Annotated in this window: 15 protein-coding genes; 9 read left to right on the top strand and 6 right to left on the bottom strand. The window is 70.4% G+C overall.

Annotation, left to right across the window (positions count from 1 at the left end; all coding sequences use genetic code 11):
- Nucleotides 1-112: 112 nt before the first annotated feature.
- Complete coding sequence (locus ACFC0D_RS05950; protein WP_376431469.1) at nucleotides 113-1,141, top strand: DUF4349 domain-containing protein; 1,029 nt, start codon at nucleotides 113-115, stop codon at nucleotides 1,139-1,141.
- Between the two features lie 27 nt (nucleotides 1,142-1,168).
- Nucleotides 1,169-2,542, top strand: coding sequence for an FAD-dependent oxidoreductase (locus tag ACFC0D_RS05945; RefSeq protein ID WP_376431467.1), 1,374 nt, complete (start codon nucleotides 1,169-1,171; stop codon nucleotides 2,540-2,542).
- A gap of 69 nt (nucleotides 2,543-2,611) precedes the next feature.
- Here ACFC0D_RS05945 and hemE read toward each other — a convergent pair whose 3' ends face one another.
- On the bottom strand, nucleotides 2,612-3,688 hold the full coding sequence (hemE, locus tag ACFC0D_RS05940; RefSeq protein ID WP_376431465.1) for a uroporphyrinogen decarboxylase: 1,077 nt from the start codon (nucleotides 3,686-3,688) through the stop codon (nucleotides 2,612-2,614).
- Nucleotides 3,689-3,779: 91 nt separating this feature from the next.
- Between hemE and ACFC0D_RS05935 the strand changes: the two genes are divergently transcribed.
- The 3 genes from ACFC0D_RS05935 to ACFC0D_RS05925 all read left to right on the top strand — a co-directional run bounded on the left by ACFC0D_RS05935 (nucleotide 3,780) and on the right by ACFC0D_RS05925 (nucleotide 6,794).
- Nucleotides 3,780-4,472 (top strand): DUF3000 domain-containing protein, encoded by a 693-nt coding sequence (locus ACFC0D_RS05935; protein ID WP_376431463.1) that lies wholly within the window; start codon nucleotides 3,780-3,782, stop codon nucleotides 4,470-4,472.
- A gap of 211 nt (nucleotides 4,473-4,683) precedes the next feature.
- The gene (locus ACFC0D_RS05930) at nucleotides 4,684-5,349 is read left to right on the top strand and encodes a response regulator transcription factor (RefSeq protein WP_017242457.1); all 666 of its coding nucleotides are present in this window, start codon (nucleotides 4,684-4,686) and stop codon (nucleotides 5,347-5,349) included.
- A 161-nt stretch (nucleotides 5,350-5,510) separates the two neighbouring features.
- Entirely contained in the window at nucleotides 5,511-6,794 is a 1,284-nt protein-coding gene (locus tag ACFC0D_RS05925; protein ID WP_376431461.1) for an HRDC domain-containing protein, read from the top strand.
- A gap of 62 nt (nucleotides 6,795-6,856) precedes the next feature.
- On the opposite strand, the gene ACFC0D_RS05920 is transcribed toward ACFC0D_RS05925, so the two are convergent.
- Complete coding sequence (locus ACFC0D_RS05920; RefSeq protein WP_376431459.1) at nucleotides 6,857-7,984, bottom strand: alpha/beta fold hydrolase; 1,128 nt, start codon at nucleotides 7,982-7,984, stop codon at nucleotides 6,857-6,859.
- A 315-nt stretch (nucleotides 7,985-8,299) separates the two neighbouring features.
- On the opposite strand from ACFC0D_RS05920, the gene ACFC0D_RS05915 reads away from it, so the two are divergent.
- The 4 genes from ACFC0D_RS05915 (at nucleotide 8,300) to ACFC0D_RS05900 (ending at nucleotide 13,294) form a co-directional block, all read left to right on the top strand.
- Nucleotides 8,300-9,514 carry an acetyl-CoA C-acyltransferase gene (locus tag ACFC0D_RS05915; protein ID WP_362014462.1) on the top strand — a complete coding sequence of 405 codons (1,215 nt, stop codon included), beginning with the start codon at nucleotides 8,300-8,302 and terminating at the stop codon, nucleotides 9,512-9,514.
- Nucleotides 9,511-11,649: a 3-hydroxyacyl-CoA dehydrogenase NAD-binding domain-containing protein gene (locus ACFC0D_RS05910; protein WP_376431456.1), complete on the top strand. Its 2,139-nt coding sequence runs from the start codon at nucleotides 9,511-9,513 to the stop codon at nucleotides 11,647-11,649. Before ACFC0D_RS05915 ends, ACFC0D_RS05910 begins: the two co-directional genes overlap by 4 nt.
- Nucleotides 11,650-11,818: 169 nt before the next feature.
- Nucleotides 11,819-12,910 carry an LCP family protein gene (locus ACFC0D_RS05905; protein ID WP_376431454.1) on the top strand — a complete coding sequence of 364 codons (1,092 nt, stop codon included), beginning with the start codon at nucleotides 11,819-11,821 and terminating at the stop codon, nucleotides 12,908-12,910.
- 12 nt (nucleotides 12,911-12,922) lie between these two features.
- Nucleotides 12,923-13,294: an NTP pyrophosphohydrolase gene (locus tag ACFC0D_RS05900; protein ID WP_376431452.1), complete on the top strand. Its 372-nt coding sequence runs from the start codon at nucleotides 12,923-12,925 to the stop codon at nucleotides 13,292-13,294.
- On the opposite strand, the gene ACFC0D_RS05895 is transcribed toward ACFC0D_RS05900, so the two are convergent.
- The 4 genes from ACFC0D_RS05895 to ACFC0D_RS05880 form a co-directional block, all read right to left on the bottom strand.
- On the bottom strand, nucleotides 13,291-14,769 hold the full coding sequence (locus ACFC0D_RS05895; protein WP_376431449.1) for an amino acid permease: 1,479 nt from the start codon (nucleotides 14,767-14,769) through the stop codon (nucleotides 13,291-13,293). The genes ACFC0D_RS05900 and ACFC0D_RS05895 overlap by 4 nt on opposite strands.
- Before the next feature lie 187 nt (nucleotides 14,770-14,956).
- Nucleotides 14,957-16,897: a 1-deoxy-D-xylulose-5-phosphate synthase gene (gene dxs, locus ACFC0D_RS05890; RefSeq protein ID WP_376431447.1), complete on the bottom strand. Its 1,941-nt coding sequence runs from the start codon at nucleotides 16,895-16,897 to the stop codon at nucleotides 14,957-14,959.
- A gap of 206 nt (nucleotides 16,898-17,103) precedes the next feature.
- Nucleotides 17,104-18,441, bottom strand: coding sequence for a sugar ABC transporter permease (locus tag ACFC0D_RS05885; RefSeq protein ID WP_376431445.1), 1,338 nt, complete (start codon nucleotides 18,439-18,441; stop codon nucleotides 17,104-17,106).
- Complete coding sequence (locus tag ACFC0D_RS05880; RefSeq protein ID WP_376431443.1) at nucleotides 18,438-19,244, bottom strand: ATP-binding cassette domain-containing protein; 807 nt, start codon at nucleotides 19,242-19,244, stop codon at nucleotides 18,438-18,440. The genes ACFC0D_RS05885 and ACFC0D_RS05880 overlap by 4 nt, the downstream gene beginning before the upstream one ends.
- Between the last annotated feature and the right edge of the window lie 24 nt (nucleotides 19,245-19,268).

Here is a 19,268-nt window from a genome sequence, read left to right as displayed (position 1 = left end):
AAACCCGTTCCGAGGCCGGAACGTGACCGCTTCGCTACCGCCCGGGGGCAACCCGCACCCCCTCCCGGTACGTCGAACCGGCAACACTCACCACCACCCCAGGGGGGATCCGATGCGCGGAGTGCGAGGAGCGCGAAGAGCGGCTGTGGCGCTGCTGACGGTGTCGTTGGCGCTGACCGGCTGCGGCGGGACGGCGGACAGCGGCGCCGACAGCAAGGGGCTGAGCGCGGCGAGGCCCGCCGAGGGTGCCGAGGGCGCTGCGGACCGGGGCTACGCGTCGGACGGCGCCGGTGGCTCGGACAAGGCGCCGGCGACCCCGGAGAAGCCCGTCGGCGTACCCCGGCAGCAGCACGTGATCCGTACCGCCGAGCTGAGTGTGGAGGTCGAGGACGCGTCCAAGGCGCTGGCCACCGCCCGCCGGGTCACCGAGGGCGCCGGCGGCCAGGTCGCCAACGAGTCGACCGAACGGATCGACGACACGCACATGACCTCGCGGATCGTGCTGCGGGTGCCGCAGGACCGGTACGCGTCGGTGCTCGGCGAGCTGGCGGGCACCGGCAGGCTGCTGTCCCGGAGGGCGGACGCGAAGGACGTCACCGAGCAGGTGGTGGACGTGGAGAGCCGGATCGCCACCCAGCGGGCGAGCGTCGACAGGGTGCGCGCGCTGATGAACCGCGCGGAGAAGCTGAGCGATGTGGTCACTCTGGAGGGCGAGCTGAGCCGTCGTCAGGCGGATCTGGAGTCGCTGCTGGCTCAGCAGGCCTCGCTGAAGGACCGTACGACGATGGCGACGATCACCCTCGAACTCACCGAGAAGGAGACGGAGAAGGCGTCGGAGTCCGAGGACCGTCCGGGCTTCCTGGACGCTCTCGCGGGTGGCTGGAGCGCGCTGGTGACGGCGCTGGCCTGGGTGGTGATCGTGCTGGCGGCGGTCGCTCCGTGGCTGGCGGTGGCCCTCGCCCTGTACCTGCTGTGGCGAATGCTCGTCCGACCGCGGCTGCGACGTCGCGCGACCGGCACACCGGCAGAGGCGGGACCGGCTCAGGCGGGACCGGCTCAGCCGGTTCCGGCTCAGGCGGCAACGTCTCAGGCGGGATCCTCGAAGGCGCCGGCGCAGGGACCTGACACATCCACGGACTGAACCACCGCGCCGACGTAGCGTGTTCGTATGAGCGAACGACTGGTGGTCATCGGCGGCGATGCGGCGGGCATGTCCGCCGCATCGCAGGCACGCAGGCTCAAGACGCCCGGGGAGCTGGAGATCGTCGCCTTCGAGCGCGGTCACTTCTCCTCGTACTCGGCGTGCGGCATCCCGTACTGGGTCGGCGGCGACGTCGAGGAGCGCGACGAACTGATCGCGCGCACCCCCGAGGAGCATCGGGCGCGCGACATCGATCTGCGGACGCGGACCGAGGTGACCGAGGTGGACGTGCCGGGGCAGCGGGTGCGCACCCGGGACCTGGAGTCGGGCACGGAGGCGTGGACGGGCTTCGACAAGCTGGTGATCGCGACCGGCGCCCGGCCGCTGCGGCCACCGCTGCCGGGGATCGACGCCCCGGGGGTGCACGGGGTGCAGACGCTGGACGACGGGCAGGCGCTGCTCGACTCGCTGGAGCGTACGGAGGGCCGGCGTGCGGTGGTCGTGGGCGCCGGGTACATCGGCGTGGAGATGGCCGAGGCCCTGCTGAACCGGGGCTACGAGGTGACGGTGCTCAACCGGGGCGAGCAGCCGATGGCGACGCTCGACCCCGACATGGGACGCCTGGTCCACCGGGCGATGGACGGTCTCGGCATCAGGACGGTCGGCTCCTCGGCGGTCACGAAGATCCTCACGGGCGAGGAAGGCCGGGTCCGGGCGGTGGCGACGGAGGACGCCGAGTACCCGGCGGACGTGGTGGTCCTCGGGACGGGCGTGGTCCCGGAGACGACCCTGGCGCGGGCGGCCGGGCTGCCGCTCGGGACGTACGGCGGTCTGCTCACCGATCTCGCGATGCGGGTGCGGGGTCACGAGAACATCTGGGCGGGCGGCGACTGTGTCGAGGTGCTCGATCTGGTGTCGGGCCGCGAGCGGCACATCGCGCTGGGCACGCACGCCAACAAGCACGGGCAGGTCATCGGCTCGAACGTGGGCGGCGGCTACGCCACCTTCCCGGGTGTGGTCGGCACGGCGGTGTCGAAGGTGTGCGACCTGGAGATCGCGCGCACCGGTCTGCGGGAGAAGGACGCCCGCGAGGTCGGACTGCGGTACGTGACGGTGACGATCGAGTCGACCAGCCGGGCGGGCTACTACCCGGGCGCGGCGCCGATGACGGTGAAGATGATCGCGGAGCGGCGTACGGGCCGGCTGCTCGGGGTGCAGATCGTGGGCCGTGAGGGCGCGGCGAAGCGGGTGGACATCGCGGCGGTGGCGTTGACGGCCGGGATGACGGTGGAGCAGATGACGGCCCTGGACCTGGGGTACGCACCGCCGTTCTCGCCGGTGTGGGATCCGGTGCTGATCGCGGCGCGCAAGTCCATGGCGGCGGTGCGCGCGGCGGGCTGATCCGAGCCCTGCGGATGCGCGGTGGCTCCCCGGCGGGGAGCGACGGCGCATTCACCCGAAGGCGTCGGCTCAGACGGCCGTCCTGGTGTGGACGTACTCCACCAGGCGCGTCAGGGCGTCCGGGTCCATCGCCGGCATGACGCCGTGGCCCAGGTTGAAGACATGGCCCTCCAGATCCTTGGCGGCGGCGAGGACCTCGTCCGTCTTCGCCTCGACGACCTCGGTGGAGGCGAAGAGCACGGCCGGGTCCAGGTTGCCCTGGAGCGCCTTGCCGGGGCCGACGCGGCGGGCGGCCTCGTCCATCGGGACGCGCCAGTCGACGCCGACGACGTCCGCGCCCGCCTCGCCCATGAGGCCGAGCAGCTCACCCGTACCGACGCCGAAGTGGATCCGCGGGACGCCGTACGAGGCGACCGCGTCGAAGACCTTCACGGAGGCGGGCATCACCGAGCGCCGGTAGTCGGCGGGGGCCAGTGCGCCGACCCAGGAGTCGAAGAGCTGGACGGCGGAGGCACCGGCCTCGATCTGGACCTTGAGGAAGGCCGAGGTGATCTCGGCGAGGCGGTCGAGCAGATCGGCCCACAGCTGCGGGTCGCCGTACATCAGCGCCTTGGTGTGCTCGTGGCTGCGGGACGGACCGCCCTCGACGAGGTAGCTCGCGAGGGTGAAAGGCGCGCCGGCGAAACCGATGAGCGGGGTGGAGCCCAGCTCGCCGGTGAGCATCCCGATGGCCTCGGTGACGTAGTGGACGTCCTCGGGGGTCAGGTCGCGCAGTCTGTCCAGGTCGGCGCGGGTCCGGATCGGGTCGGCGACGACCGGGCCGACGCCCGGCTTGATGTCGAGGTCGATGCCGATGGCCTTGAGCGGGACGACGATGTCGCTGAAGTAGATCGCCGCGTCCACCTTGTGGCGGCGCACGGGCTGCAGCGTGATCTCGGTGACCAGCTCGGGCCGCATGCAGGACTCGAGCATCGGGATGCCCTCGCGGACCTTCAGGTACTCGGGCAGCGAGCGCCCCGCCTGCCGCATGAACCAGACAGGCGTGTGCGGCACGGCCTCGCGCCGGCACGCCTTCAGGAACGCGGAGTCGTACGTCTGCGGCTGGTGCTTCGTCTGCTGGCCCACGGGGCTGTCATTGGCACTCACGCCCAGAATCTTCGCATGTGGCGGGAAGCCGCTCGTCCGGGCCGGGTGTCCCTCCCTGCGCGAGGCCCCCATTCCGCCTACTCTTCCCCGCATGGCTGCGGCTCAGGGACATTTTTCCGATCATTCCGACGGCGACGAACAGGCGGGCGACTCGGCGGGCAAAACGGAGACGAACCCGGTGCCGCCCGCTTTCCGGCGGGCGGTCGAGGCACTGCGTTCGGCCCGGCTGCGGCCGGAGGTCGAGATCGATCCGACCCGGCCGCCGCAGCGGCTCGCTCCGTACTCGTACGCGCTGGAAGCGGCGGTGGTGGAGGGCGAGGAGGATCTGGCCGACGGCCGGCTGGTCCTGCTGCACGATCCGGACGGGCACGACGCCTGGAAGGGAACGTTCCGGCTGGTGACGCTGGTACGGGCGGAGCTGGAGCCGGAGATGGCGTCGGACCCGCTGCTGCCGGAGGTGTGCTGGTCCTGGCTGACCGGCGCGCTGGAGGCGCGCGGTCTGCCGTACGGAGAGGCGAGCGGTACGGTCACCCAGGCGGGCTCGCACTACTTCGGTGGGCTCGCCGAGCGCCGTCCCGCGACCCAGATCGAGATCCGGGCCTCGTGGACGCCGCAGGAGGGCCTGGGGGGCGTGCCGGACACCGCGGCGCACCTGACGGCCTGGTGCGATCTGCTCTGCCAGATCGCGGGTCTGCCGCCGACCGCGCCCGATCCGGGGGCGGGGACGATCTCGGGTGCGGGGGTCGTCTCGCTGCCTCAGCGCAGGGGTCCGCAGCAGCCGTAGCGACGCCTCCGGGATCGCCCGAACGGAGGCTCACTCGTAGGATGATCGATCACGCGTCCGAATTGCCCGAATTGTTACTCACCAAATCGTGATCTTTCCCTAAAGGCGGGCGCCCGAGCTGCCGAAGGAGTCAATGACCCCTTCACCGCACGGGTTCGCCCCCGGCTTCTTCCCCGAGCCGGCTCCGTCCCGCATCTCCCCAGGAGGCCGTGTGTCCGTTCTCCTCGAGCAGCCCGCAAGCCTGGTCGCCTACCGCCCGAACAAGCCGACGGCCATGGTCGTCGTGGCCGACCCGCGCGTCCGCTCCACCGTCACCCGCCACCTGTGGGCCCTCGGAGTACGTGACGTCATCGAGGCGTCGTCCATCGCTGAGGCCCGTCCCCGCGTCGGCAACCCCCGCGACATCTGCGTGGCCGACGTCCACCTCCCCGACGGCAGCGGCCTCACGCTGCTGTCCGAAACCCGCGCGGCGGGCTGGCCCAACGGCCTCGCCCTCTCCGCGGCCGACGACATCGGCGCCGTGCGCAACGCACTGGCCGGTGGCGTCAAGGGCTACGTCGTCACGGGTACGCGTACGAACATCGGGCACCCCACCCGCCCCGGCGCCGCCCCCATCGGCTCCGCGGCCGCCCGCCTCGGCCACCGCCGCCCCCCGGGTGCCCCGAGCCACCCGGGCGGCTACCGCGAGCTCTCCGGCCGTGAGGTCGAGGTGCTCCGGCTGGTCGCCGAGGGTCAGTCGAACAAGGCCATCGGCGTCTCGATGGGCCTGTCCGCGCTGACCGTGAAGAGCCATCTCGCCCGGATCGCGCGCAAGCTCGGCACGGGTGACCGGGCCGGCATGGTCGCGGTGGCACTGCGCACCGGGATCATCCACTGACCGCAGCAGGCCGTACCGGACCGGAATCGGGCCGGAACCGGGCCCCGGACGAGCCGCGTCACCGGGCCCCCAGCGCTCCCTGAACGGTTGACGAAAGATCGGCGCCTGTCGACGGAACGTTCCGTCGACAGGCGCTTGCCGTTCACAGATACCCTTGACACGTGACCGACGCCCAAGAGACCGCAGCAGACACAGCACTGCGAACCACCGGGGGCGCTCCCCCGGACGACGACGTCCCTGCGAACGGGCTGCCGATCCCCTTGCTGGAGCCCCGCGAGGGCATTCCGCCCGTCGTCGAGACCGACGAGGCCCTCGCCGAAGTGATCGCCGCCTTCGCCGCAGGCCGCGGCCCCGTCGCCGTGGACGCCGAGCGCGCCTCCGGCTACCGCTACGGGCAGCGCGCCTATCTCGTCCAGCTCCGCCGCGAGGGCGCGGGCACCGCGCTCGTCGACCCCGTGGGCTGCCCCGATCTGTCCGGACTCGGCGAGGCGCTCGCCGGGACCGAGTGGATCCTGCACGCGGCCACCCAGGACCTGCCGTGCCTGCGCGACATAGGCATGGTGCCGACCCGGCTGTTCGACACCGAGCTCGCCGGCCGGCTGGCGGGCTTCCCGCGGGTCGGGCTCGGAGCGATGGTCGAGTCCGTCCTCGGCTTCGCCCTGGAGAAGGGGCACTCCGCGGTGGACTGGTCCACCCGCCCGCTGCCCGAGCCCTGGCTCCGGTACGCCGCGCTGGACGTCGAGCTGCTCGTCGACCTGCGTGACGCACTGGAGAAGGAGCTCGACCGGCAGGGCAAGCTGGAGTGGGCCCACCAGGAGTTCGACGCGATCGCCTCGGCCCCGCCCGCGCCGCCGCGCAAGGACCCGTGGCGCCGGACCTCCGGGATGCACAAGGTGCGGCGCCGTCGCCAGATGGCGGTCGTACGGGAGCTGTGGACGGCCCGTGACCGCATCGCGCAGCGGCGGGACGTCTCGCCGGGCAAGGTGCTCAGCGACACCGCGATCGTGGAGGCGGCGCTCGCCGTGCCCGCGAACGTGGCCGCGCTGACCGCGCTGCCGGGCTTCGGGCACCGCATGGGCCGACGCCAGCTCGAGCAGTGGCAGACGGCCGTGGACCGCGCGAAGGCGCTCCCGGACAACGAGCTCCCCCAGCCCGGCCAGCCGGTCGCGGGCCCCCCGCCGCCGCGCGCCTGGGCGGACAAGGACCCGGCGGCGGCCGCCCGCCTGTCGGCGGCCCGTGCGGCGGTCTCGGCCCTCGCGGAGGAGCTGAACCTCCCCCAGGAGAACCTGATCACCCCGGACACGGTCCGCCGCGTCTGCTGGGAGCCCCCGGCTCCGGGCACGCCCGACACGGTCGCGTCCGCCCTCACGGGCTACGGCGCACGCCCGTGGCAGGTCGAACTGGTGACCCCGCTCCTGGTGACGGCCCTGACCGCGACGGCGTAGCGCCCCGTCGTCGTGGCCTCGCAGCCCCCCGGGCCGGGCACGGCCGGGGGGCTGCGCCGTTCCTACGAGACCGGACTGAGGGTGCCGTCGACAGCCATGTCGAAGACGCCCTGGGTCTTGCCGTCGACCTTGAGCTGCTTGAGCCAGTGCTTCGAGAGCTTGTGCACGTTCTTGTGCTGCACCTCCCACACGACCGAATGGCCCGCGCTGGCCAGCCTGACCATGAGCTTGTGGGAGCCCGCGACGGCGTCGTAGAGCGCGGGAACCGAGAAGTTGAGCTCCTTGTTCGTGCTGGGCGGTGACGTGTTCACCGTGGCGTCGGCGTCCCCGTACACGATCAGAATCGGCACGTTTCCGCCGAGGACACCGCCCTTCGCCGCCGTCGTCCTGTTCCAGCCCCACCGGACGAAGTTCCGGTACCGGCTGAGGCCCTCCGGCGGTCCCCACTCCCTGCCCACCGGGTCGTTCTCCATGATCGCGGCCCACACCTTCTCGACCATGCCGGGTGCACGCTGGTCCGCCGTGCGCAGCTCCGTGTTCCACCCCGACTCCACACCCCATCTCGTGCTCAGGAAGGTGGGGAAGCCCGGCTGTGGCAGCGTGCTCGGTGGGGTCGATGTGGCCTCGGGTGGGAACATCGGCGCCAGCAGGAAGAGGCTCTCCACCTTGGTGGGGTTCTTCACCGCGTACGGCCCCATGGTGAACGCCGCCGCGGACCAGCCGATGAAGGCGACCTTGTCCACTTTGCACTTCTTGCGGATCCACTCCACGACGGTGTGCAGCTCGTCCCGGTCGCTGTCCGAGTTGTTCAGCTGGAACGGGTAGTTCGCCGGGCCGGGGGTGAAGCCCGCTGGTCGTGGCTTCAGCAGGCCCTGGCTGGCCGGGTTGACGTTCCGCGGGTCGTCCATCTTCGGGCGCGGCGACCGCCCGGAGCCCTGGAGGTCCATCATGAAGACGTCGTAGCCGATCTTCGCCAGCTCCTCGGCCCAGCTGTACGAGGCGTGCTGGAGATCGAAGCCCGCGAGTACCGGAACGCTCCGGCCGTGCAGCATGAGGACGGCCTTGCGATCCGGACCGTGGTCCGGCGACGTGTCGTGCTTCTCCCGTACGAAGAGGTTGACCATCTCGTCCTTGTTCGCGGGGACGGTGGACTTGTGAGGAACCGCGTGGTCCTTGGTGACGACGGGCATGGAGGTCCGTTCTGTGGTCGGGTCCCGGACGGTCGCCCGGGTGCGATCAGCGTCCGCTCGGACCCGCGTCCGGCGTGGTTGACGTGACCGTGTCGACCTCGCCGTCGACCCGATCGGGTAGCCGCGGCACTCCGATCGGACGGGCGTACGCCAGGCGCACAAATGCGCCCCGGCGCATCGGGCGGAGTGTGACCTTCGCCGCTCCGGCCCCCGGGGCTGGGCAGCCCGGTTACCCGCAAGTAGCATGGGGGGAGCAAGCGCGCGCTTAGCCGCGTGCCGCAGCAGTGCCATCCCGCACCCTGGAGGAGAGCCATCGTGCCTCGTACCGTCAGGGACGTCGTCTTCGTCGACGGCGTCCGCACCCCGTTCGGCAAGGCGGGCCCGAAGGGCATCTACCACGAGACCCGCGCCGACGATCTCGTCGTGAAGGCCATCCGGGAGCTGCTGCGCCGCAACCCCGGCCTCGACCCCGCGAAGATCGACGAGGTCGCCATCGCCGCGACCACGCAGATCGGTGACCAGGGTCTGACCCTCGGCCGCACCGCCGGCATCCTGGCCGGTCTGCCGCAGTCCGTCCCGGGCTACTCCATCGACCGTATGTGCGCCGGCGCGCTGACCGCCGTCACCTCGGTCGCCGGCTCCATCGCGTTCGGCGCCTACGACGCCGTCATCGCCGGTGGCGTCGAGCACATGGGCCGCCACCCCATGGGCGAGGGCGTCGACCCGAACCCGCGGTTCGTGAGCGAGAAGCTGGTCGACGAGTCCGCCCTGTTCATGGGCATGACCGCCGAGAACCTGCACGACCGCTACCCGAGCATCACCAAGCAGCGCGCCGACGAGTACGCGGTGCGCTCGCAGGAGAAGGCCGCCAAGGCGTACGCCGACGGCAAGATCCAGCAGGACCTGGTGCCGATCTCGGTCCGCCGCACCAACGCCGAGGCCGGCGAGACCGGCTGGGGCCTGGTCACCGCCGACGAGCCGATGCGCCCGGGCACCACCCTGGAGTCGCTGGCGAACCTGAAGACGCCGTTCCGCGTCCACGGCAACGTCACCGCCGGTAACGCGGCCGGTCTCAACGACGGCGCCACCGCCTCGATCATCGCCTCCGAGGACTTCGCCCGCGAGAACAACCTCCCGGTGAAGATGCGCCTCGTCTCGTACGCCTTCGCCGGCGTCGAGCCCGAGGTCATGGGCTACGGCCCGATCCCGGCGACCGAGAAGGCGCTCGCCCAGGCCGGTCTCTCGATCGAGGACATCGACCTCTTCGAGATCAACGAGGCCTTCGCGGTCCAGGTCCTGGCGTTCCTGGAGCACTACGGCATCGCCGACGACGACGCGCGCGTCAACCAGTACGGCGGCGCCATCGCCTACGGTCACCCGCTCGCCTCCTCCGGCGTCCGTCTCATGACGCAGCTGGCCCGCCAGTTCGAGGAGAACCCGCAGGTCCGCTACGGCCTCAACACGATGTGCGTCGGCTTCGGCATGGGCGCGACCGTCATCTGGGAGAACCCCCACTGGGAGGGCAAGTGAGCACCACCGCCGAGCTTCTGAAGGGTGCGGCCGAGCTGTTCCCGGACGAGGTCGTCACCAGCGCCCACGTACGGCACTTCGAACTGCCCGCGGGTGCGGGCCGGTTCGCGCTGATCACGCTGGACAACGGCTTCGACCACACCAAGCCGACCACCTTCGGTCCGCAGTCCCTGGCGAACCTCAACACGGCGATCGACCAGGTCGAGGCCGAGGCCGCCAACGGTGAGATCGTCGGCGTCGGTGTCACCGGCAAGCCGTTCATCTTCGCGGTGGGCGCCGACCTCAAGGGCGTCGAGCTGCTCAAGCAGCACTCCGACGCGCTCGCCATCGGCAAGGGCGGCCACGACGTCTTCAAGCGTCTGTCCGAGCTGGCCGTGCCGACCTTCGCGTACTACAACGGCGCGGCGATGGGCGGCGGTGTCGAGGTCGGTCTGCACTGCACCTACCGCACCGTCTCCAAGGCCCTGCCGGCCTTCTCGCTGCCCGAGGTCTTCCTCGGCCTGGTGCCCGGCTGGGGCGGCTGCACGATCCTGCCGAACCTGATCGGCGCGGAGAAGGCCGTCACGGTCATCATCGAGAACTCGCTGAACCAGAACCGTCAGCTCAAGGGCAAGCAGGTCTTCGAGCTCGGCATCGCCGACGCGATCTTCGAGGGCGCGGACTTCCTGGAGCAGTCGCTGATCTGGACCGCCTCGGTCCTCAACGGCTCGGTCACGGTGGAGCGTCCGGAGATCGACCGCGGTGAGGGCTGGGACCAGGCCGTCGCCAAGGGCCGGTTCATCGCCGACTCCAAGGTGCACGGGGCGGCCCCGGCCGCGTACCGCGCCCTGGACATCATCGAGGCGTCCAAGGACGGCGACCTGCAGAAGGGCTTCGACGCCGAGGACCAGGCCCTCGCGGACCTGATCATGGGCGGCGAGCTCCGCTCCGGCATCTACGCCTTCAACCTGGTGCAGAAGCGCGGCAAGCGCCCCGCCGGTGCCCCGGACAAGTCGCTGGCCCGCCCGGTCACCAAGGTCGGTGTCGTCGGCGCCGGTCTGATGGCCTCCCAGCTCGCGCTGCTCTTCCTGCGCCGCCTCGAGGTGCCGGTCGTCCTGACCGACATCGACCAGGAGCGCGTCGACAAGGGTGTGGGCTACGTCCACGCCGAGATCGAGAAGCTGCTCGGCAAGGGCCGGATCAACCAGGACAAGGCCAACCGTCTCAAGGGCCTGGTCTCCGGTGTCCTGGACAAGGCCGCCGGCTTCGCGGACGCGGACTTCATCATCGAGGCCGTGTTCGAGGAGATGTCCGTCAAGCAGAAGGTGTTCGCGGAGGTCGAGGCGGTCGCCCCGGCGCACGCGATCCTCGCCACCAACACCTCCTCGCTGTCGGTCTCGGAGATGGCCTCGAAGCTCCAGCACCCGGAGCGCGTGGTCGGCTTCCACTTCTTCAACCCGGTCGCGATCCTCCCGCTCCTGGAGATCGTGCGCGGCGAGAAGACCGACGACGCCTCCCTCGCCACCGCGTTCGGTGTCGCGAAGAAGCTGAAGAAGACCGCGGTCCTCACCAAGGACGCCCCGGCGTTCGTCGTGAACCGCATCCTGACCCGCTTCATGGGCGAGATCCAGAACGTCATCGACGAGGGCACCTCGGTCGAGACGGCCGAGAAGGCCATCGAGCCGCTCGGTCTGCCGATGTCCCCGCTGGTCCTCCTGGAGCTCGTCGGCCCGGCGATCGGTCTGCACGTCTCCGAGACCCTGAACCGCGCCTTCCCGGAGCGCTTCACCGTCTCCCCGAACCTGGCGGCCGTGGTCAAGGCCGGCAAGCGCGGCTTCTACGTCTACTCCGCAGAGAACAACTTCAAGCCGGAGCTGGACCCCGAGGTCGCCGCCCTCCTGGTGCAGGGCGACGTCGTCCTGACGGAGGAGCAGGTCCGCGACCGCGTCCTGGACGCGGTGGCGCAGGAGATCGGCCTGATGCTGGAGGAGGGTGTCGTCGCCGAGGCGCAGGACATCGACCTCTGCCTGATCACGGGCGCGGGCTGGCCCTTCCACCTGGGCGGCATCACGCCGTACCTGGACCGTGAGGGCGTCTCCCAGCGGGTGAACGGCAAGCCGTTCCTCGCGCAGGGCGTGGCGAGCGTCCCCGCGTAACGACGCGACAGTCGACTGCCGGTGGTGGCACCCCTCGGGTGCCGCCACCGGCAGTCGTCGTTCCACGGCGTCCTGTCGCACGGCACCACACGCCAACCGGGCCAACTCGTACGCCAGTCCGAGTGTTTGCCTATACTGCACCGCCTACGGAGCAGAGGACTGAGGCAGGATGACCCAGGACATACCCACGCCGGAATCCGGCAGCGATTCCGACCGCTCCGCCTCGCGTTCGCGCAGGGCGCCGAAGCGCAGGCGCCGGACAGGGCGGATCGTCCTGCTGACGCTGTTCGTCCTCCTCCTCGCCGCCGGCGGCGCCGTGTACGGGATGTACTCGAGCATCGACGGCAACATCAAGGCCGTGGACCTCGACAAGGAACTCGGGGACGACCGGCCGCAGAAGCCGGTGGCCGCCGGCCAGAACCTGCTCGTCCTCGGTTCGGACTCACGGGCCGGGGCCAACGCGGCGCTCGACGGGGGCAAGGTGTCCGGCGCCCGGTCGGACACCGCTCTGGTGGTCCACATACCCGAGGGCCGGACGAAGGCCGTCGCGATCAGCATTCCGCGCGACACCCTGGTGACCCGGCCCGAGTGCCCGCGGAAGGGCGGCGGCACCACGCCCTCCGCCGAGCGCGTCATGTTCAACTCGGTCTACGCCCAGCACGGTCCGGCCTGTGTGGTGAAGACCGTCGAGAAGATGTCCGGGGTGCGGCTCGACCACTATCTGGAGATCGACTTCTCCGGGTTCAAGGATCTCGTCGACGCCATCGGCGGCGTCACCGTCGACCTCGACGAGCCCATCAGGAACGGCGCCGCCGGACTCGACCTCGCCGCCGGTCCGCAGAAGCTGGACGGTACCCAGTCCCTCGCCTTCGTACGGACCCGGTACGGCGTCGGAGACGGCAGCGACCTCGGCCGCATCGGCAACCAGCAGAAGTTCCTGATGGCGCTGCTCACCGAGATCAAGAAGCAGGACCTGCTGGGCAGCCCGGCCAAGACCTACAAGATCGCCGACTCCGCGACCAAGGCGCTCACCACCGACTCGGAACTGGATTCGCTGACGGCCCTGAGCGATTTCGCCCGGTCGATGAACGGTGTGAACCCGGGCAGCATGGAGACGATCATGCTGCCCGTGGCGTACGACAAGAAGGACCCGAACCGCGTGGTGGCCCACGAGCCGAACGCGTCGCAGCTGTGGAAGGCGATCCGGGAGGACTCCCCGATCCCCGAGTCGGCGAAGAAGTCCCGCGCGACCGGCGGCTGACATCCTGTCCGCATGGACCTGGAACTGCCTCTGCTGATCGTCGACGGAGCGAATGTGGTGGGCTCCAAGCCCGACGGATGGTGGCGGGACCGGCGTGCGGCCGCCGAGCGGCTGCGGGACCGGCTCGCGGCCGCGGGCGGGCCGGAGGGCGGCCCCTTCGAGATCGTGCTGGTCGTCGAGGGCCGGGCCCGCGGCGTGGAGTCCGTACCCGGAGTACGGGTGGAGGAGGCTCCCGGCAGCGGCGACGACCTCATCGTGGACCTGGCCCGGAACGCGAACGGCCGGCCGTGCCTGGTGGTCACGGCCGACCGTGAACTGCGCCGGCGGGTGGGCGAGCACGGGGCCCGTTGTGTGGGCCCCCGCGCCCTTCCGGAGACGGCCTAGTAGAGCGCGTCCTGGCCCGCCCTGCCCAGGCGGCTGTGGGAGCGGCCGTACAGGAAGTAGACGACGACGCCGATGACCATCCAGACCGCGAAGCGGAACCAGGTCTCGCCGGGCAGGTTGAGCATCAGCCAGAACGACGCGGCGATGGACAGGATGGGAAGCACCGGCACCCACGGGGTACGGAACGCGCGGTGCAGGTCGGGGCGGGTGCGGCGGAGCACCATCACACCGAAGGCGACGACGACGAAGGCGAAGAGCGTGCCGATGTTCACCAGCGTCGCCAGCTCGTTGATGCTGGTGAAGCCCGCCACGATGGCGATGATCACGCCGAGCAGGATGGTCGGCCGGTACGGCGTCTTGAAGCGCGGGTGCGTGATGGAGAAGAAGCGCGGGAGCAGCCCGTCGCGGCTCATCGCGAAGAACACCCGGGTCTGGCCGAGGAGGAGGATCAGACAGACGGTCGTGAGACCGACGGCGGCGCCGAAGCTGATCACACCGGCGTAGAAGGGATGTCCGACCGCCTTGAAGGCGTCGGCGAGCGGAGCGCTGACCGACAGTTCGCTGTAGTGCTGCATGCCGGTCACGACCAGGGCCACGGCGACGTAGAGCACGGTGCAGATGAAGAGCGAGCCCAGAATGCCGCGGGGCATGTCGCGCTGCGGGAGCTTGGTCTCCTCGGCGGCGGTGGCGACCACGTCGAAGCCGATGAAGGCGAAGAAGACGACCGAGGCGGCGGTGAAGATGCCCATGACGCCGAAGTTGGTCGGCTCGTAGCCGAAGATCGTCTGGACCAGCGGGGCGTCCCAGGCGGAGCCGCCGCCCTCCGGGGTGACCGCGGGGGGAATGAACGGGTCGTAGTTGTCGCCGACGATGAAGAAGAGACCCGCGATGATCACGATCATGACGACCGTGACCTTGATGGCCACGACGAGCGCGGTGATGCGGGCGGACAGCTTCATGCCGAGGACGAGAACCACGGTCAGCACCAGGACCAGCAGGAAGGCCAGGATGTCGAAGGTTCCGCCGGCCACGTCGGGCCCTTGCAACGAGGCCGGTAGATGCCAGTCCACGTTGTCCATCAGGGAGCGTACGTAGCCGGACCAGCCGACCGCGACGACGGCCGTGCCGAGCGCGAACTCCAGGACGAGGTCCCAGCCGATGATCCAGGCCGGGAGTTCGCCGATGGAGGCGTACGCGAAGGTGTAGGCCGAGCCGGCGACGGGGACCGTCGAGGCGAACTCGGCGTAGCACAGGGCCGCGAGCGCGCAGACGATGCCGGCCGCGACGAAGGCCAGTGCGGTGGCCGGTCCCGCGTTCTCCTTGGCCACCTTGCCGGTGAGCACGAAGATGCCGGTGCCGATGATGACGCCGACGCCGAAGACCATCAGGTCCCAGGCGGAGAGCGATTTCTTGAGCGCGTGCTCGGGCTCCTCGGTGTCCCGGATCGACTGCTCGACCGTCTTCGTCCGGAACATTCCGGACGACCTGCTTGGCTGCTGGTCCGTACTCACCGTCGTACCTCCGTGCCGTCAGTTCCAGAACCCATGATCGAGACCCCGAAGGGGTGGCGCCTGTCGAGGGAACGGAGTTCACACGAATGGGCCGGTCGGCCACTCCGTGGAGTGGTCCGACCGGCCCAATGGTGACGCGCGGTGACGACGCTCAGTCGCGGGCGGGCTCCACGGCCCGGCTGCTCTCCGGGTCGGGGGCGGAGCCGAGAGCCTCGGGGACGTCGAGGCGCGACACGAGGCCGGTGACCTGGCGGGCGATGTCGGGCGCGGTCAGACCGATCTCGGCCATCACCTCGGCGCGCGAGGCGTGGTCGAGGAAGCGCGGCGGGATGCCGAAGTCGCGCAGCGGTACGTCCACACCGGCGTCGCGCAGGGCCTGGGCGACGGCCGAACCGACACCGCCGACCCGGCTGTTGTCCTCGACGGTGACGACGGCCCGGTGCTGCTCGGCGAGCGGGGCGAGCGCCTCGTCGACCGGCTTGACCCAGCGGGGGTCGACGACGGTGGTGGAGATGCCCTGCTTGTCGAGGAGGTCGGCGATCTCCAGGCACATCGGCGCGAGCGCGCCGACCGAGACCAGGAGGACGTCGGGCCTGTCGGTGCCCGGCTCGCGGAGCACGTCCATGCCGCCGATGCGGCGCAGGGCCGGTACGGCGGGGCCGACGGCGCCCTTGGAGAAGCGGACGACGGTCGGTGCGTCGGTGACCTCGACGGCCTCGCGCAGCTGGGCACGTACCTGGTCGGCGTCGCGGGGCGCGGCGAGCCTGAGGCCGGGGACGACCTGGAGGATCGACATGTCCCACATGCCGTTGTGGGAGGCGCCGTCCGTACCGGTGACGCCGGCCCGGTCCAGGACGAAGGTGACACCGCACTTGTGCAGGGCCACGTCCATCAGGACCTGGTCGAAGGCGCGGTTGAGGAAGGTCGCGTAGACCGCGAAGACGGGGTGGAGTCCGCCGGTGGCCAGGCCGGCCGCGGAGACCGCGGCGTGCTGCTCGGCGATGCCGACGTCATACACCCGCTCGGGGAATTCCTTGGCGAACTTGTCCAGGCCGACGGGCTGGAGCATGGCCGCGGTGATCGCGACGATGTCCTGGCGCTCCTTGCCGAGTTCGACCATCTCCTGCGCGAAGACGCCGGTCCAGTCGGCTCCGGAGGAGGAGATCGGCAGGCCCGTGTCGGGGTGGATCTTGCCGACGGCGTGGAAGCGGTCGGCCTCGTCCTGGAGGGCGGGCTGGTAGCCGCGGCCCTTCTCCGTGAGGCAGTGGACGATCACCGGGCCGCCGAAGCGCTTGGCGCGCGTCAGGGCGGACTCCAGGGCCTCGATGTCGTGGCCGTCGATCGGACCGACGTACTTCAGGCCGAGGTCCTCGAACATGCCCTGCGGGGCGATGAAGTCCTTGAGCCCCTTCTTGGCGCCGTGCAGGGTCTCGTAGAGCGGCTTCCCGACGACGGGGGTGCGCTCCAGGATGTCCTTGCCGCGGGCGAGGAAGCGCTCGTAGCCGTCGGTGGTACGGAGGGTGGCCAGGTGGTTGGCGAGGCCGCCGATTGTGGGCGCGTAGGAGCGCTCGTTGTCGTTGACGACGATGACCAGCGGGCGGTCCTTCGCGGCGGCGATGTTGTTCAGCGCCTCCCAGGCCATGCCGCCCGTCAGGGCTCCGTCGCCGATGACGGCGACGACGTGGTCGTCCTTCTTCAGGACCTCGTTGGCCTTGGCGAGGCCGTCGGCCCAGCCGAGGACGGTCGAGGCGTGCGAGTTCTCGATGACGTCGTGCTCGGACTCGGCCTGAGCGGGGTAGCCGGAGAGGCCGCCCTTCATCTTGAGCCTGGAGAAGTCCTGGCGGCCCGTGAGCAGCTTGTGGACGTAGCTCTGGTGGCCGGTGTCCCAGAGGACCTTGTCCTTCGGGGAGTCGAACACCCGGTGCAGGGCGATGGTCAGCTCGACCACACCGAGGTTGGGGCCGAGGTGGCCGCCGGTCTTGGAGACGGCGTCCACGAGAAACGTCCTGATCTCCGCGGCCAGCTGGTCCAGCTGTTCCGGGGAGAGCCGGTCCAGATCGCGCGGTCCCCTGATACGGGTCAGCAATGCCACCCGTGCCTCCTTGCCATTGAGCTGGTCGAGCTTGCCGATTGGTCGAGTCTAATGTTCCGCCCCCGACCGTGGTCATCGGGCGGCGGGGTGCGCGTCACGCGTGTGGCCGACACACCGCTGAGCGTACGGGCGGTGCACAGGACCAGACGCAGCAGTGCCCGGCGCCGGTTCTCCGGCGCCGAGCACTGTGGAGTACGTAACAGAGGCTACGCGCGACCCGCTGTCTTCTGGGTCCTCCGCGAGACCGAGTCGATCACGACCGCGGCGAGGAGCACCGCGCCGGTGATCATGAACTGGATCTCGTTGGCCATTCCGATCATGTTCAGGCCCTGCTGGATCGACTGGATGACGATCATTCCAAGGAGTGCCGACCAGACCTTGCCGCGGCCGCCGAAGAGACTGGTGCCGCCGATCACGGCAGCCGCGATGACCAGCATCAGCGTGTTGCCGCTGCCGAGGCTCTTGGTGGCGCCGCCGGAGAGGCTGGCCACGAAGAGGCCGCCGAAGGCGGCGAGCATTCCGGAGAGGCCGAAGACCAGGATCCGGATCCGGTCGACGTTGATGCCCGCGCGGCGGGCGGCCTCGGCGTTGCCGCCGACCGCGAAGACCTTGCGGCCGAACAGCGTGCGGCGGGCGACGAAGTCCGCGATCACCAGGACGGCGAGGAAGAGGACCAGGGCCAGCGGCAGGCCGCGGGCGCCCTCGGGCTCGTTCAGGACGTACGCGACGACGAAGCAGAGGATCGCGACGACGGCCGTGCGGAGCACGATCTCGCTGGTGGGGCGGGACGGCAGCGCCGCGGCCTTGCGACGCTTGGCGTCGAGGAGCAGCGAGCCGGCGTAGGCGAGGACCGCCACGAGGGCCAGGCCGTACGCGGCGGCCTTGTCCTCGAAGTAGTACGCGGTGAGGTTCTCCACGATCGAGCCGGTGGGGGCGTTGATCGAGCCCTCCTTGCCCATCATCCAGATCTGCAGGCCGCTCCAGCCGAGGAAGCCGGCGAGGGTGACCACGAAGGCCGGGACGCCGATCTTGGCGAAGAAGAAGCCGTGGAGCAGGCCGATGAGGAGGCCGGAGGCGACGGCGATGACGACCGAGAGCAGGTCGTTCATTCCGTTGGTGACGTTGAGTACGGCCCAGACGGCGGCGCCGACGCCGGCGACCGAGCCCATCGACAGGTCGATCTCGCCCAGGATGAGGACGAAGACGATGCCGACGGCCATGATGCCGAGGCCGGAGGAGTAGACCGCGATGTTGGCGACGGAGCTCGCCGAGAGGAAGTTGCTGTTCTGGACCTGGAAGACGATCGCGATGACGATCAGGCCCAGGACGACGGGCAGGGAGCCGAGTTCGCCGCCGCGGATCTTGCGGTTGAACTCGGTCCAGTAGCCCTTGATGCCCTGCTCGCGGACCAGCAGGCGCGGGTCGACGGCGGGAATCGGGGCGGCAGAGGCCTCGACGGGGGAGGCCTGGGCGGGCACGGCGGCCTCGGGCGCCGCGGTGCCGGTGCTCTCGGGCGTCTCGGGGGTCTTGGCGAGGTCGCTCACTTCGCGTCCTCCTTCGTGGCCGTGGCCGAGGCCGTACGGGCCTGCCGACGGGTCACGGCGTTGTCCGTGGCACCGGTGATGGCGGCGATGATCGTCTCGTGGCTGGTGTCCTTCACGTCGAAGACACCGTTGTTGCGGCCCAGCCGGAGGACCGCGACCTTGTCCGCGACGGCGCGGACGTCGGCCATGTTGTGGCTGATGAGGATGACTCCGTGGCCGCGCTCGCGCAGCCGCTCCACGAGGTCGAGCACCTGTGCGGTCTGCTCGACGCCGAGTGCGGCGGTGGGCTCGTCCAGGATGACGATCTTGGGGTCGCCGATCAGGGCGCGGGCGATGGCCACGACCTGACGCTGACCGCCGGAGAGCGCCGCGACGGGGATGCGGACCGACGGAATGCGAATGGACAGGGTGTCCAGGAGCTCCTTGGCGCGCTTCTCCATCGCGATCTCGTCGAGGACGGACGCGGAGCGGAGCTCGCTGCCGAGGAACAGGTTGGCGACGACGTCGAGGTTGTCGCAGAGCGCCAGGTCCTGGTAGACGGTGGCGACCCCGAGGTTCTGGGCGTCGTGGGGCTTGGCGATCTGGACGGGGTTGCCGTCCCACTCGATGACGCCCTCGTCGATCGGGTGAACGCCCGAGATCGTCTTGACGAGGGTCGACTTGCCGGCGCCGTTGTCGCCGACCAGGGCGACGACCTCACCGGCGTGGATCTCCAGTTCTACGTCGGTGAGCACCTGGACGGCGCCGAACCGCTTGGAGACTCCGCGCAACGCCAGCACGGGCGTAGCGGACACGTGAATCATCTCCTTCGCCGCCTGACCGGCGGG

The sequence above is a fragment of the Streptomyces sp. NPDC056222 genome (genome assembly GCF_042264065.1).
Taxonomy (GTDB): domain Bacteria; phylum Actinomycetota; class Actinomycetes; order Streptomycetales; family Streptomycetaceae; genus Streptomyces.
Note: the sequence above shows the minus strand (reverse complement) of the source record. Positions and strands in the feature narration are given on the sequence as shown.